The organism is Streptomyces sp. NPDC005435 (assembly GCF_040703155.1).
Classification (GTDB): domain Bacteria; phylum Actinomycetota; class Actinomycetes; order Streptomycetales; family Streptomycetaceae; genus Streptomyces.
Map to the genome: position 1 here is coordinate 49,353 of NZ_JBEXEQ010000008.1, position 13,884 is coordinate 63,236.

Genomic DNA, 13,884 nt, shown 5'->3' on the forward strand with positions numbered 1-13,884 from the left:
CCCGCGCGGTCCGCGCCGCACGCCGTACCCGGGAGGACTCCTTGAGAACACGCGCAGCCGTGCTGTGCGCGGCCACCGCCGTGCTGGCGACCTCGCTGACGAGCACCCACGCCGTAGCCGCGCCCGGCCGGGACACGGCGGGCATCACATGGAAGGACTGCGGCACCGGCGCGTCCCCGACCCTCCAGTGCGGCACCCTGAAGGTCCCCCTCGACCGGGCCCGCCCGGACGGGCCGCAGGTCACGCTCGCCCTCTCGCGCGTCCCGCACACCGCGAAGACCTCCCAGGGCCCGCTGCTGGTCAACCCCGGCGGCCCCGGCGGCAGCGGTCTCTCACTCGCCGGGTTCGTCGCGTCCTCGCTGCCGAAGAAGGTCGCCGCGCGGTACGACGTGATCGGCTTCGACCCGCGCGGCGTCGGCAAGAGCACCCCCGCGCTGAACTGCGCGCCCGGCCACTTCGACCCGGTGCGGCCCGACAGCGTGCCGGCCACGCCCGAGCTGGAGCGCAGGAACCTGGAGCGGGCCCGTGCCTTCGCCACCGCCTGCGCCCGCGCCCACGCGGACGTGCTGCCGTACATCGACACGGTGGACGCCGTGCGGGACATGGACGCGATCCGCGCGGCCCTCGGCGCGCCCCGGATCAGCTACTTCGGCTACTCCTACGGCACCTACCTCGGCGCGGTCTACGCCAAGCTCTTCCCGCAGCGGGTGCACCGTCTGGTCCTCGACTCGATCGTGGACCCGACCGGCGTCTGGTACGAGGACAACCTCGCCCAGGACGTCGCCTTCGACGACCGCCACCGCGCCCTGATGGCATGGATCGCCAAGAACGACGCGGCGTACCGGCTCGGCACCGACCCGGCGAAGGTCGAGGCGAAGTGGTACGCGATGCGCGCCGCCCTCGCGAAGAAGCCCGCCGGGGGCAAGGTGGGCGCCTCCGAGCTGGAGGACACCTTCATGCCGGGCGGGTACTACGACGGCTACTGGCCCACGCTGGCCGAGGCGTTCTCCGCCTACGCGCGTGACAAGAAGACCGCCCCGCTGGTGTCGGCGTACGAGAAGCTGGCCGCGGTGGACCCCTCGGGCGACAACGGGTACAGCGTCTACACGGCGGTGCAGTGCCGGGACGCCGCCTGGCCCCGGAACTGGTCGCGCTGGGAGCGGGACGCCTGGCGGACGCACACGAAGGCGCCCTTCATGACCTGGAACAACACCTGGTACAACGCGCCCTGCGCCTTCTGGCCGGCCACGCCCCGGCAGCCGGTGAACGTCGCCAACGGCAAGCTGCCCCCCGCCCTGCTCTTCCAGGCCACGAACGACGCGGCGACCCCGTACGCCGGCGGCGTCATGGCGCACCGGCTGCTGGCCCACTCCAGCCTGGTGGTCGAGGAGGGCGGCGGCAACCACGGCGTCACCCTCAGCGGCAACGACTGCCTGGACAAGTACCTCGCGGCCTACCTGACCGACGGCACGGTCCCCCGCGGCCGCGGCCTCGTCGACGCCACGTGCGAGAAGTCCCCGGACCCCGAGCCCGAGCCCCGCACGGCGAAGCGCGCCGCGACGGTGGCCCGCGGCTCCACCCTGCACGGGCTGCTGGGCTTCCGCCACTGATCGCGGTCCGGGAACCTCAACTCCGCCCCGCCTGCCGGGGGATGCGCGCCAGTGCCCCCACCGCCGCCTCCGCCAGGGCCGGATGTGCGAGAGCCTCGTTCAGGACCCGGCGGGCGCGTGGGTCGGCCAGTTCACCCAGGCCCTCCACACAGGCGAGGGCCACGCGGCGGTAGGGGTCGTGGGGGCGCAGGCGGCGTTCCAGGGTGGTGATGAGGGCGGGGACGGACTCGGGGGCGCGCAGGGTGACCAGGAGCCGTACCGGGTGCAGGGCGTAGGCGACGCGGAGTTCGTTGGTGGCGAGGGCGGCGGCCGCGCGGGCGGTGCGGGGGTCGCCGAGGCGGGCCAGGGCGGTCGCGGCGGCGGAACAGCGGGGCGGATCGCGGTGGTTGAGGAGCAGGACCAGGGACTCGAAGGCCCGGCGGTCCCCGGCACTGCCGAGCCGGAAGGCGGCCAACTCCCGCGCCCACAAGGGCTGTCCGGGCGCGGTGAGGACCCGCGCGAGCTCGTCGTGGTCCTCGGTGTCCAGCAGGCGTTCGCAGGCCGCCGCGCCGCGCGACTCCTGCCGTAAGCGCTCCGTGAGCAGTCGCAACTCTTCGTCCACGGATTCAGATTAGGCACGTCACACGCCCTTGGGGAGGTACATCACAAAGTCACGTCCTCGCACAGGTCTGGCGCGCTCGTTACTCACTGGTTAAGCTCAGACGAGCGAGTTACCCACTCGCGGCTCCGCTCGGGGCGGTCTGGTGACGCGGCCGTCGTGGGCGATCGACGTCTCAGGTGCCTCGGCACCTGCGGTACGACCCGGCTCCGGGACAGGGCCGGTCGGCACACCGCCGTGCGCGGGTCTGTGCGTGACCCGCGAGGACGGCACCGGGCGTGTGCGCTCGCAGCCCGGAAACACCCGCATCCCCGGAACATCCGCACCCCCGGAACATCCGCATCGACTCCGCTCCGTCGTGCGCCCCTCGGCGCACCCGGCGCGTTCCCTCGTCGTCACCCTTTCTGGAGTCCCGTGATGGCCACTCCCCTGTCCCACTCCTCCGCTTCCCCGCTGCGTACGGTCGCCGTGGTCGGCCTCGGCACGATGGGCACCGGCATCGCCGAGGTGCTCGCCCGGGCCGGCCGCGAGGTGATCGGCGTCGACATCAGCGCGGCCCAGGCCGCCCGGTGCGTCTCCGCCCTGGAGGCCTCCACCGCCCGTGCCGTGGCGCGCGGCCGGCTGTCCGAGGAGGAGCGCGCCGGCCTCCTCGCCCGGGTGCGCACCTCGACGGACCTCGCGTCGGTCGCCGGCGCCGATCTCGTGATCGAGGTGGCGCCGGAGTCGTACGAGATCAAGCAGCAGATCTTCCGTGAACTGGACGCCGTGGTGCGCCCGGAGACGATCCTGGCGACCGGGACCAACGCCCTGTCGGTGACCCGGCTGGCCGCCGGTTCGGCCCGTCCGGAGCGCGTGCTCGGGCTGCACTTCTTCAACCCGGCCCCGGCCATGAAGCTGGTCGAGGTGGTCTCCTCGGTGCTGACCGCGCCGCAGGCGGTGGCCGCCGTGACCGACCTCGCGGTGGAGCTGGGCAAGGAGCCCGTCGCGGTGGGAGACCGCCCCGGTTTCGTCGCGGACGGCCTGCTGTTCGGCTACCTCAACCAGGCCGCCGCGATGTACGAGGCCCGCTACGCCTCCCGCGAGGACATCGACGCGGCGATGCGGCTCGGCTGCGGGCTGCCGATGGGCCCGCTCGCGCTGCTCGACCTGATCGGCGTGGACACCGCGCGCACCGTCCTGGACGCCATGTACGCCGAGTCCCGCGACCGGCTGCACGCGCCGGCGCCCATCCTGAAGCAGCTCAGCGAGGCGGGCCTGACCGGCCGCAAGGCGGGGCGCGGCTTCTACACCTATGCGGCGCCGGGCAGCGCCGAGGTCGTCCCCGACGCCCTCACCCCGGCCGACGGAGGCACCGGCGCGCAGGGCCGTACCGTGCGCTCCGTGGGTGTCGCCGGGTCGGGCACGATGGCCTCCGGCATCGCCGAGGTGTTCGCCAAGGCGGGGTACGACGTGATCCTCGCGGCCCGTACCGAGGAGAAGGCGGAGGCGGCCAAGTCCCGTATAGGGAAGTCACTTTCGCGCTCGGTGGCCAAGGGCCGGCTGACCGAGGAGGCGGCCGCCGGCATCCTGGACCGGATCGCCCCGGCGGGGTCGTACGAGGCGTTCGCGGACGTGGACCTCGCCGTCGAGGCGATCGCGGAGGACCTGGACGTCAAGCGGCAGCTCTTCCAGGCGCTGGACAAGGTCTGCAAGCCGGGCGCCGTCCTCGCCACCACCACCTCCTCGCTGCCCGTGGTCGCCTGTGCCCGCGCGACCTCCCGGCCGCAGGACGTGATCGGGATGCACTTCTTCAACCCGGCCCCGGCGATGAAGCTGGTCGAGGTCGTGCGCACGGTGCTGACCGGCGAGGACGTCCACGCCACCGTCCGCGAGGTCTGCGCCCGGATCGGCAAGCACCCGGTGGACTGCGGCGACCGCGCCGGTTTCATCGTGAACGCGCTGCTGTTCCCGTACCTCAACAACGCGGTGAAGATGGTCGAGGAGCACTACGCCACCCTCGACGACATCGACGCGGCGATGAAGCTCGGCGGCGGCTATCCGATGGGCCCGTTCGAACTCCTCGACGTGGTGGGCCTGGACGTCTCCCTGGCCATCGAGAAGGTGCTGCACCGCGAGTTCCGCGACCCGGGCCTCGCCCCGGCCCCGCTGCTCGAACACCTGGTGGCGGCGGGCTGCCTGGGCCGCAAGACCGGCCGCGGTTTCCGCGAGTATGCCCGCCGCTGAGGCAGGACGGGGCCGCGGCCGCGCGGAGCCGGAGTGGGGCGGGCTGCTCGATCCCGGCGGGTTCTCCCCCGCCGCCGGGCGGCCCGCTCCGGCGGCCGGGGGCGGCCGCACCCCGGGCCGGGGCGGCCGCGCCCCGCGCGGAAGCAGGCGGCCCCCGGCCCCCGACTCCCCGCCGGACACGGCGCCGGCCTCCTCGCCGGCCCCCGCCCGGGGCTCCGCTCCAACCCCCGCACCCGAGCGTGAAAGTGGCTCCATGCAGTACGTTCGGGGCATGTCCCAGCCCGCCAGGTCCTCACGTACACCCGCCACGCCCGACACTCCGGAGAGTGCCGCGGGCGGCCGCGCCGCCGCCCAGCGGCTCAAGATGCGCCGGGAGCTGGCGGCCGCCGCGATGGAGCTCTTCGCGACGAAGGGGTACGAGGCGACCACCGTCGACGAGATCGCGGCCGCGGCCGGGGTCGCCCGTCGCACCTTCTTCCGCCACTTCCGTTCCAAGGAGGAGGCGATCTTCCCGGACCACGACGACACCCTGGTGCGGGCCGAGGCGGTCCTCAACGCCGCGCCCGCGCACGAGCATCCGCTCGACACGGTGTGCCGGGGCATCAAGGAAGTCATGAAGATGTACGCGGCGCAGCCGGAGATCTCGGTGGCCCGCTACCGGCTGACGCGCGAGGTGCCCACCCTGCGCGAGGCCGAGATCGCCTCCGTGGCGCGCTACGAGCGGCTGTTCACCCGCTATCTGCTCGGCCACTTCGACGAGCACGCGCACGCCGACGACGCCAACGACGACCCGCTGCTCGCCGAGGTCGCCGCCTCCGCCGTGGTCACCGCCCACAACCATGTGCTGCGGCGCTGGCTGCGGGCCGAAGGGCAGGGCGACGTGGAGGCCCAGCTCGACCACGCCTTCGCGATCGTCCGCAAGACGTTCGGCACGGGCATCGGCGCCGGGCGCGGCACGTCGTCCGGGACGGGCGCCGGTACGGCCATCGCGCCGGCCGCGGTCTCGGCGCAGGGCGAGGTCCTGGTGACGGTCGCGCGCACCGACGCCCCGCTGGACGAGGTGATGCGGACCATCGAGGAGGCGCTGAAGGCCCGCTGAGCCCCGCCTCACCCGCACGACGACGGCCACCCCTCGGGGTGGCCGTTCTCGTGCCCGGACCGCATGCCCGGACCGCATGCCCGGATTGCGCGCCCGGGGTGGTTTCCACCGTTTTCCGGACCTCCGGTCGATCGATCATCGCTCATTTGTTAAGTGAAGATTTCATTTGAGTCCGGTTTTTGGCACTCAGTGCCTTGCCGACTGTCACGCGGTGTCATACGTTGAGAGTGTCCGGGCGGCCGGCGCGCAGAGTCCCTTCGTGCGCCGGCTGTCCCCGCAAGCCCCACTCGGCTTGTGCGCCCGGACGCCTGCGTCACAGGCACCCTCCCGCGCCACCCAGCGCTGCCGAAGCACCCCGCCGGAACCCCGGCCCACCCCTCGCACCCTCAGCAGCACTCCCGCACCACCGACGAACCGCCAGTGCCCGCCCTCAGGGCACTCACCGCCGGAGGCACTACCGTGACCGTGAAGGACATCCTGGACGCGATCCAGTCGCAGGACGCCACGTCCGCCGACTTCGCCGCCCTGCCGCTCCCCGACTCGTACCGCGCGATCACCGTGCACAAGGACGAGACGGAGATGTTCGAGGGTCTTCAGACCCGCGACAAGGACCCTCGCAAGTCGATCCACCTCGACGACGTCCCGCTGCCGGAACTCGGCCCGGGCGAGGCGCTGGTGGCCGTGATGGCCTCCTCCGTCAACTACAACTCCGTGTGGACCTCGATCTTCGAGCCGCTGTCCACCTTCGGGTTCCTGGAGCGCTACGGCCGCACCAACGAGCTGGCCAAGCGGCACGACCTGCCGTACCACGTCATCGGCTCCGACCTCGCGGGCGTCGTCCTGCGCACCGGCCCCGGCGTCAACGCCTGGAAGCCCGGTGACGAGGTCGTCGCGCACTGTCTCTCCGTCGAGCTGGAGTCCTCCGACGGCCACAACGACACGATGCTCGACCCCGAGCAGCGCATCTGGGGCTTCGAGACCAACTTCGGCGGCCTGGCGGAGATCGCGCTCGTCAAGTCCAACCAGCTGATGCCGAAGCCGGACCACCTCAGCTGGGAGGAGGCCGCCGCCCCCGGCCTGGTCAACTCCACCGCCTACCGCCAGCTGGTCTCCCGCAACGGCGCCGGCATGAAGCAGGGCGACAACGTGCTGATCTGGGGCGCGAGCGGCGGACTCGGCTCGTACGCCACCCAGTTCGCGCTCGCCGGCGGCGCCAACCCGATCTGTGTCGTCTCCAGCGACCAGAAGGCCGGCATCTGCCGCTCGATGGGCGCCGAGGCGATCATCGACCGCAGCGCCGAGGACTACCGGTTCTGGAAGGACGAGCAGACCCAGGACCCCAAGGAGTGGAAGCGCTTCGGCAAGCGCATCCGCGAGCTGACCGGCGGCGAGGACATCGACATCGTCTTCGAGCACCCCGGCCGCGAGACCTTCGGCGCGTCCGTCTTCGTCACGCGCAAGGGCGGCACCATCACCACCTGCGCCTCCACCTCGGGCTACATGCACGAGTACGACAACCGCTACCTGTGGATGTCGCTCAAGCGCATCATCGGCTCCCACTTCGCCAACTACCGCGAGGCATGGGAGGCCAACCGCCTGATCGCCAAGGGCAAGATCCACCCCACCCTGTCGAAGGTGTACTCCCTGGAGGACACCGGGCAGGCCGCGTACGACGTGCACCGCAACCTCCACCAGGGCAAGGTCGGCGTGCTCTGCATGGCGCCCGAGGAGGGCCTCGGCGTGCGCGACACCGAGAAGCGCGCGCAGCACATCGACGCCATCAACCGCTTCCGAAACGTCTGACGGCAACGGAGGCCACACCCATGACACAGCGTCAGAAGGACCGGCCGTGGCTCATGCGCACGTACGCCGGCCACTCCACGGCTGAGGCGTCGAACGAGCTGTACCGGCGCAACCTCGCCAAGGGCCAGACCGGTCTGTCGGTCGCCTTCGACCTGCCCACCCAGACCGGCTACGACGCCGACCACATCCTCGCCCGCGGCGAGGTCGGCCGGGTCGGCGTGCCCGTCTCGCATCTGGGTGACATGCGCAGGCTGTTCCAGGACATCCCGCTGGAGCAGATGAACACCTCGATGACGATCAACGCCACCGCCATGTGGCTGCTGGCGCTCTACCAGGTCGTCGCCGAGGAGCAGGGCGCGGACGTGACCCGGCTCCAGGGCACGACCCAGAACGACATCGTCAAGGAGTACCTCTCGCGCGGGACGCACGTCTTCCCGCCGGGCCCCTCGCTCCGGCTGACGACGGACATGATCGCGTACACGGTGTCCCACCTGCCCAAGTGGAACCCGATCAACATCTGCAGCTACCACCTCCAGGAGGCCGGCGCCACGCCGGTCCAGGAGATCGCGTACGCCATGTCCACCGCCATCGCGGTCCTGGACGCCGTGCGCGACTCCGGCCAGGTGCCCCAGGAGCGCATGGGCGACGTGGTGGCCCGGATCTCCTTCTTCGTGAACGCGGGCGTCCGCTTCGTCGAGGAGATGTGCAAGATGCGCGCCTTCGGCCGCATCTGGGACCAGGTCACCCGCGAGCGGTACGGCATCGAGAACCCCAAGCAGCGCCGCTTCCGCTACGGCGTCCAGGTCAACTCGCTCGGCCTGACCGAGGCGCAGCCTGAGAACAACGTCCAGCGGATCGTCCTGGAGATGCTCGCGGTGACGCTGTCGAAGGACGCCCGCGCGCGTGCCGTACAGCTCCCGGCGTGGAACGAGGCCCTCGGCCTGCCCCGGCCCTGGGACCAGCAGTGGTCGCTGCGCATCCAGCAGGTCCTGGCGCACGAGAGCGACCTGCTGGAGTACGAGGACATCTTCGCGGGCTCGCACGTGATCGAGGCGAAGGTGGCCGCGCTGGTCGACGAGTCCTTCGCGGAGATGGCCCGGATCGAGGAGATGGGCGGCGCGATGGCCGCCGTCGAGTCCGGGTACCTCAAGGCACAGCTGGTCGCCTCGCACGCCGAGCGGCGGGCGCGGATCGAGTCCGGCGACGAGAAGATCGTCGGCGTCAACATCTTCGAGACGACCGAGCCGAACCCGCTCACCGCCGACCTGGACACCGCGATACAGACGGTCGACCCCGCCGTCGAGAACCGGGTGATCACCGCGCTCCGGCACTGGCGCGACACCCGCTATCAGCCGCCCTTCAACCACCCGCGCCCCTGCAAGGCGCTGGAGCGGCTGAAGGAGGCCGCCAAGGGCACCGAGAACCTGATGGAGGCCACGCTGGAGTGCGCCCGCGCCGGGGTGACCACCGGCGAGTGGGCGGGGGCGCTGCGCGAGGTGTTCGGGGAGTACCGGGCGCCCACCGGGGTGTCCTCCGCGCCGGTGGCCGTGCCCGCCGAGGCGGGCTCCGCGATGGCCGGGGTGCGGGCCCGGGTGGACGCCACCGCGCGCGACCTGGGCGTGGGCAAGCTGCGCTTCCTGGTCGGCAAGCCGGGTCTGGACGGGCACTCCAACGGCGCCGAGCAGATAGCCGTGCGCGCCCGTGACGCCGGGTTCGAGGTGGTCTACCAGGGCATCCGGCTGACCCCGGAGCAGATCGTGGACGCGGCTCTCGCGGAGGACGTGCACGCGGTCGGCCTGTCCATCCTGTCCGGCTCGCACGCCCAGCTGGTGCCGGACGTCCTGGAGCGGCTGCGCGAGGCCGGCGCGCACGACATCCCGGTGATCGCGGGCGGCATCATCCCGAACGCCGACGCCGAACAGCTGAAGTCCGCCGGTGTGGCCGCCGTGTTCACCCCGAAGGACTTCGACATCACGGGAATCATCGGCCGTATCGTCGACGAGATCCGCACAGCGAACAAGCTCGACCCCCTGGAGGTCCCCGCATGACTGTCAACCGTCTGCGTCCGCGCCGCTCGTGTCTCGCGGTGCCGGGGAGCAACCCGCGCTTCCTGGAGAAGGCGCAGGGGCTGCCCGCCGACCAGGTCTTCCTGGACCTGGAGGACGCGTGCGCGCCGCTCGCCAAGCCCGACGCGCGGCACACCATCGTCAAGTTCCTCAACGAGGGCGACTGGACGGGCAAGACGCGCGTCGTGCGGGTCAACGACTGGACGACCGAGTGGACGTACCGGGACGTCGTGACGGTGGTCGAGGGCGCGGGCCCGAACCTCGACTGCATCATGCTGCCCAAGGTGCAGAACGCCGAGCAGGTGGTCGCGCTCGACCTGCTGCTCACCCAGATCGAGAAGACGATGGGCTTCGAGGTCGGCCGGATCGGCATCGAGGCGCAGATCGAGAACGCGCAGGGCCTGAACAACGTCAACGCGATCGCCGAGGCGTCCCCGCGCCTGGAGACGATCATCTTCGGCCCGGCCGACTTCATGGCCTCCATCAATATGAAGTCGCTGGTCGTGGGCGAGCAGCCGCCCGGCTACCCGGCGGACGCCTACCACTTCATCCTCATGAAGATCCTGATGGCCGCCCGCGCCAACGACCTCCAGGCGATCGACGGCCCCTACCTCCAGATCCGCAACGTCGACGGCTACCGCGAGGTTGCCCGGCGCGCCGCCGCGCTCGGCTTCGACGGCAAGTGGGTGCTGCACCCGGGCCAGGTCGAGGCGTCCAACGAGATCTTCTCGCCCTCGCAGGAGGACTACGACCACGCCGAGCTGATCCTCGACGCGTACGAGTACTGCACCTCCGAGGCCGGCGGCAAGAAGGGCTCGGCGATGCTCGGCGACGAGATGATCGACGAGGCCAGCCGCAAGATGGCCCTGGTCATCGCGGGCAAGGGCCGCGCGGCCGGAATGCGGCGGACCGGCAAGTTCGAGATTCCGGAGGCGTGAGATGCAGTTCGGGCGCACCTACGAGGAGTTCGAGGTCGGGGCCGTCTACAAGCACTGGCCCGGCAAGACGGTCACCGAGTACGACGACCACCTCTTCTGCCTCCTCACGATGAACCACCACCCGCTCCACATGGACGCCAACTACGCCGAGAACACGACCGACTTCGGCAAGAACGTGGTGGTCGGCAACTACATCTACTCCCTGCTGCTGGGCATGTCCGTGCCGGACGTGTCGGGCAAGGCGATCGCCAACCTGGAGATCGAGTCGCTGCGGCACGTGGCGCCGACCTTCCATGGCGACACGATCTACGGCGAGACGACCGTGCTGGACAAGTGGCCGTCGAAGTCGAAGAACGACCGCGGGATCGTGCACGTGGAGACCAAGGGCTACAAGCAGGACGGCACCCTGGTGTGCGTCTTCCGCCGCAAGGTCATGGTGCCGACCGAGACGTACATCAAGGAGCGCGGCGGCGAACAGCCGGGCCGCCCGGAACTCGAGCAGCAGGAGAAGTAGGCCATGGCCCGACTCGCCCAGACCGCAGGTCTGACGGACATCCAGCGGGAGATCCTCTCCACGGTCCGCGACTTCGTGGACAAGGAGATCATCCCGGTAGCGACCGAGCTGGAGCACCGCGACGAGTACCCGCAAGCGATCGTCGACGGCCTGAAGGAACTCGGCCTGTTCGGCCTGATGATCCCCGAGGAGTACGGCGGCCTGGGCGAGTCCCTCCTCACCTACGCGCTGTGCGTGGAGGAGATCGCCCGGGGCTGGATGTCGGTCTCCGGGATCATCAACACGCACTTCATCGTGGCGTACATGCTCAAGCAGCACGGCACGGAGGAACAGAAGTCTTATTACCTGCCGAAGATGGCCCTCGGCGACATCCGGGGCGCTTTCTCGATGTCGGAGCCGGCGCTCGGCTCGGATGTGTCGGCCATCACGTCGAAGGCGGTGAAGGACGGCGAGGAGTACGTCCTGAACGGCCAGAAGATGTGGCTGACGAACGGCGGCACGTCCTCTCTGGTGGCCGTTCTGGTCCGCAGTGACGAAGGCCACCCCGAGGGCACCGCGCCCCACAAGTCGATGACGACCTTCCTGGTGGAGAAGGAGCCCGGCTTCGGCGAGGTCCGCCCGGGCCTCACGATCCCCGGAAAGATCGACAAGATGGGGTACAAGGGCGTCGACACCACCGAGCTGATCATGGACGGCCTGCGGATTCCGGCCGACCGTGTGCTCGGCGGCGTCACGGGCCGAGGTTTTTACCAAATGATGGACGGCGTGGAGGTGGGACGCGTCAATGTGGCGGCGCGTGGCTGCGGTGTCGCGCAGCGCGCCTTCGAGCTGGGCGTCCGGTACGCGCAGCAGCGCCACACCTTCGGCAAGCCGATCGCCCAGCACCAGGCCATCCAGTTCAAGCTGGCCGAAATGGCCACCAAGGTCGAGGCCGCCCATGCGATGATGGTGAACGCCGCACGCAAAAAGGACTCCGGGGAGCGAAACGACCTGGAGGCCGGGATGGCGAAGTACCTCGCCTCGGAGTACTGCAAGGAAGTGGTGGAGGACGCCTTCCGCATCCACGGCGGCTACGGCTTCTCCAAGGAGTACGAGATCGAGCGCCTGTACCGCGAAGCGCCCATGCTGCTCATCGGCGAAGGCACCGCCGAGATCCAGAAAATGATCATCGGTCGCAGACTGCTCGAAGAGTACCGGTTCCAGGGCTGATTGTCCCGGGACGGGGTGTTTTCTTCGTAGGGAAGATCACACCCCGTCGACGGTCTTCAGCCCTCGACTCGGCTTCCTGGCTTGCCCAGTTGCGGCCCGCTCCCGGTACGATCCCGGAAAGCCGCCGTCCCCCGTCAAGCGCGGCATCATCCGCTACGAAGGTCATCCATGCCCCACAGCCAAACCTCTGCACCTCGCGACAGCCGGGCCGGCGTACGCCTCGCGCGCGGAGCATCGCCGTGGCTTCTCCCGACCGTCGCCACCGCAGCCCTCAGCCTGGCCCGCGCCCGCCGCTCGGGCGTCGCCAAGGCCGTCGCCGTTCCCGCCACCGCGCTCGCGGCGGGGATGCTGTGGTTCTTCCGCGACCCCGAGCGCGAGATCGCCACGGGCCGGGTCATCTCCCCCGCCGACGGTGTGGTGCAGAGCATCATGCCGTGGAAGGACGGCCGCACCCGCGTCGCGATCTTCATGAGCCCGCTCAACGTCCACGTCAACCGGGCGCCTCTCGCGGGCACCGTGACGTCGGTCGAGCACATCCCCGGCGGCTTTGTTCCGGCTTTCAACAAGGAGAGCGAGAACAACGAGCGCGTAGTCTGGCATTTCGACACCGAACTCGGCGACATCGAGATGATCCAGATCGCCGGCGCGGTGGCCCGCCGTATCGTGCCGTACCTCCCCGAGGGGACGAAGGTCGAGCAGGGCGAGCGCATCGGTCTGATCCGCTTCGGCTCGCGTGTCGACCTCTACCTGCCCGAGGGCGTGGAGGTCGCGGTCGAGGTCGGGCAGAAGACCGTGGCTGGGGTGACTCGCATTGACCGTGATTGATCCGGAGACACAAGCGGGCTGGGTGCCCGAGGCCGACGCGGCCGACGACGAAGAGGAGATGCCTCTCTCTCTGCGCCTGTCGATAGCGGACACGCTGACGCTCGGCAACGCGACCTGCGGGTTCATGGCGGTGTACTTCACCACCACGGGCATCCTCATCCCGCACCTCACCGGCAGCCAGGAATCCGGCATGGCCCGCCACAGCGCGGCCACGGCGGTCATCCTGATGCTCTGCGCGGCGGTCTTCGACCTCTTCGACGGCCTGGTGGCGCGCAAGCTGCGCTCCTCGCCGATGGGCGCGGAGCTGGACAACCTCTCCGACCTCATCAGCTTCGGTCTGGCCCCGGCGTACTTCGTCCTGGTCTACGGCATGGTCGCGGACGACGCTCACCAGCGGGTGGCCGCGCTCGGCGCGATCGTGGTGCTGCTGGCGGTGGTGCTGAGACTGGCGCGCTTCAGCTGCGTGACGATGAAGGACGGCATGTTCCAGGGGATGCCGTCACCCTTCGGCGCGCTGACCGTCGTCTCGATCGTGCTCCTGGAGCTGCCCTTCGTGGCGACGCTCCTGGCCATCGTGGGCACCGCCTGGCTGATGGTGAGCCGGGTCGAGTACCCGAAGCCGCGCGGCCGCCTCGCCGGCGCCGTGCTCGGCTGGATCGTCCTCTCCATGGGCCTCCTCGCCGCCTGGGCCTTCGACGCCCCGGGCGGACAGCTCCTCCTCCAGACGGGCTGCGCGCTCCAGCTGGTGATGGGCGCGGTGATCCCCCTGTTCGCCACGGCCCGCCGGGTGAACAACTTCCGCGACAACCGCCGGGAGGCCCGCGCGGCCCAGCTGCCGTAGCTCCGCCGGTTCAGCAGTACTCCCCGAGGGCCCCGACCTTTGATTGGTCGGGGCCCTTGGTGTTTCTGCGGTGGGGGTCGGGGCTGGGATGGCTGGTCGGGGCGGGTGGGTTTCGGTGGGCTGGCCCCTGCAGGGTGGCTCGCTGCTGGGAGCGGGCG

General features: G+C 70.6%; 11 protein-coding genes. 10 read left to right on the forward strand and 1 reads right to left on the reverse strand.

All coding sequences use genetic code 11. The features are described 5' to 3' along the window. Positions 1–41 precede the first annotated feature (41 nt). The gene (locus AB0898_RS11980) at positions 42–1,610 is read left to right on the forward strand and encodes an alpha/beta hydrolase (RefSeq protein ID WP_366802760.1); all 1,569 of its coding nucleotides are present in this window, start codon (positions 42–44) and stop codon (positions 1,608–1,610) included. A 16-nt stretch (positions 1,611–1,626) separates the two neighbouring features. Here AB0898_RS11980 and AB0898_RS11985 read toward each other — a convergent pair whose 3' ends face one another. Further along, entirely contained in the window at positions 1,627–2,211 is a 585-nt protein-coding gene (locus AB0898_RS11985) for an adenylosuccinate lyase (RefSeq protein ID WP_366802761.1), read from the reverse strand. A 414-nt stretch (positions 2,212–2,625) separates the two neighbouring features. Between AB0898_RS11985 and AB0898_RS11990 the strand changes: the two genes are divergently transcribed. From AB0898_RS11990 to pssA, 9 genes are all read left to right on the forward strand, one after another. Beyond that, positions 2,626–4,431 carry a 3-hydroxybutyryl-CoA dehydrogenase gene (locus AB0898_RS11990; protein WP_366802762.1) on the forward strand — a complete coding sequence of 602 codons (1,806 nt, stop codon included), beginning with the start codon at positions 2,626–2,628 and terminating at the stop codon, positions 4,429–4,431. Between the two features lie 271 nt (positions 4,432–4,702). After that, positions 4,703–5,530, forward strand: coding sequence for a TetR family transcriptional regulator (locus AB0898_RS11995; protein WP_366802763.1), 828 nt, complete (start codon positions 4,703–4,705; stop codon positions 5,528–5,530). A 465-nt stretch (positions 5,531–5,995) separates the two neighbouring features. Beyond that, complete coding sequence (ccrA, locus tag AB0898_RS12000; protein WP_366802953.1) at positions 5,996–7,333, forward strand: crotonyl-CoA carboxylase/reductase; 1,338 nt, start codon at positions 5,996–5,998, stop codon at positions 7,331–7,333. A gap of 20 nt (positions 7,334–7,353) precedes the next feature. Beyond that, positions 7,354–9,381 (forward strand): protein meaA, encoded by a 2,028-nt coding sequence (locus AB0898_RS12005; protein ID WP_366802764.1) that lies wholly within the window; start codon positions 7,354–7,356, stop codon positions 9,379–9,381. Then, complete coding sequence (locus tag AB0898_RS12010; RefSeq protein WP_366802765.1) at positions 9,378–10,337, forward strand: CoA ester lyase; 960 nt, start codon at positions 9,378–9,380, stop codon at positions 10,335–10,337. The genes AB0898_RS12005 and AB0898_RS12010 overlap by 4 nt, the downstream gene beginning before the upstream one ends. Position 10,338: 1 nt before the next feature. Next, on the forward strand, positions 10,339–10,851 hold the full coding sequence (locus tag AB0898_RS12015) for a MaoC family dehydratase (RefSeq protein WP_366802766.1): 513 nt from the start codon (positions 10,339–10,341) through the stop codon (positions 10,849–10,851). A 3-nt stretch (positions 10,852–10,854) separates the two neighbouring features. Further along, complete coding sequence (locus tag AB0898_RS12020) at positions 10,855–12,060, forward strand: acyl-CoA dehydrogenase family protein (protein ID WP_366802767.1); 1,206 nt, start codon at positions 10,855–10,857, stop codon at positions 12,058–12,060. A gap of 168 nt (positions 12,061–12,228) precedes the next feature. Continuing rightward, positions 12,229–12,885: a phosphatidylserine decarboxylase gene (locus AB0898_RS12025; RefSeq protein ID WP_018546998.1), complete on the forward strand. Its 657-nt coding sequence runs from the start codon at positions 12,229–12,231 to the stop codon at positions 12,883–12,885. Between the two features lie 22 nt (positions 12,886–12,907). Further along, on the forward strand, positions 12,908–13,726 hold the full coding sequence (pssA, locus tag AB0898_RS12030) for a CDP-diacylglycerol--serine O-phosphatidyltransferase (RefSeq protein ID WP_161178913.1): 819 nt from the start codon (positions 12,908–12,910) through the stop codon (positions 13,724–13,726). Positions 13,727–13,884: the final 158 nt, after the last annotated feature.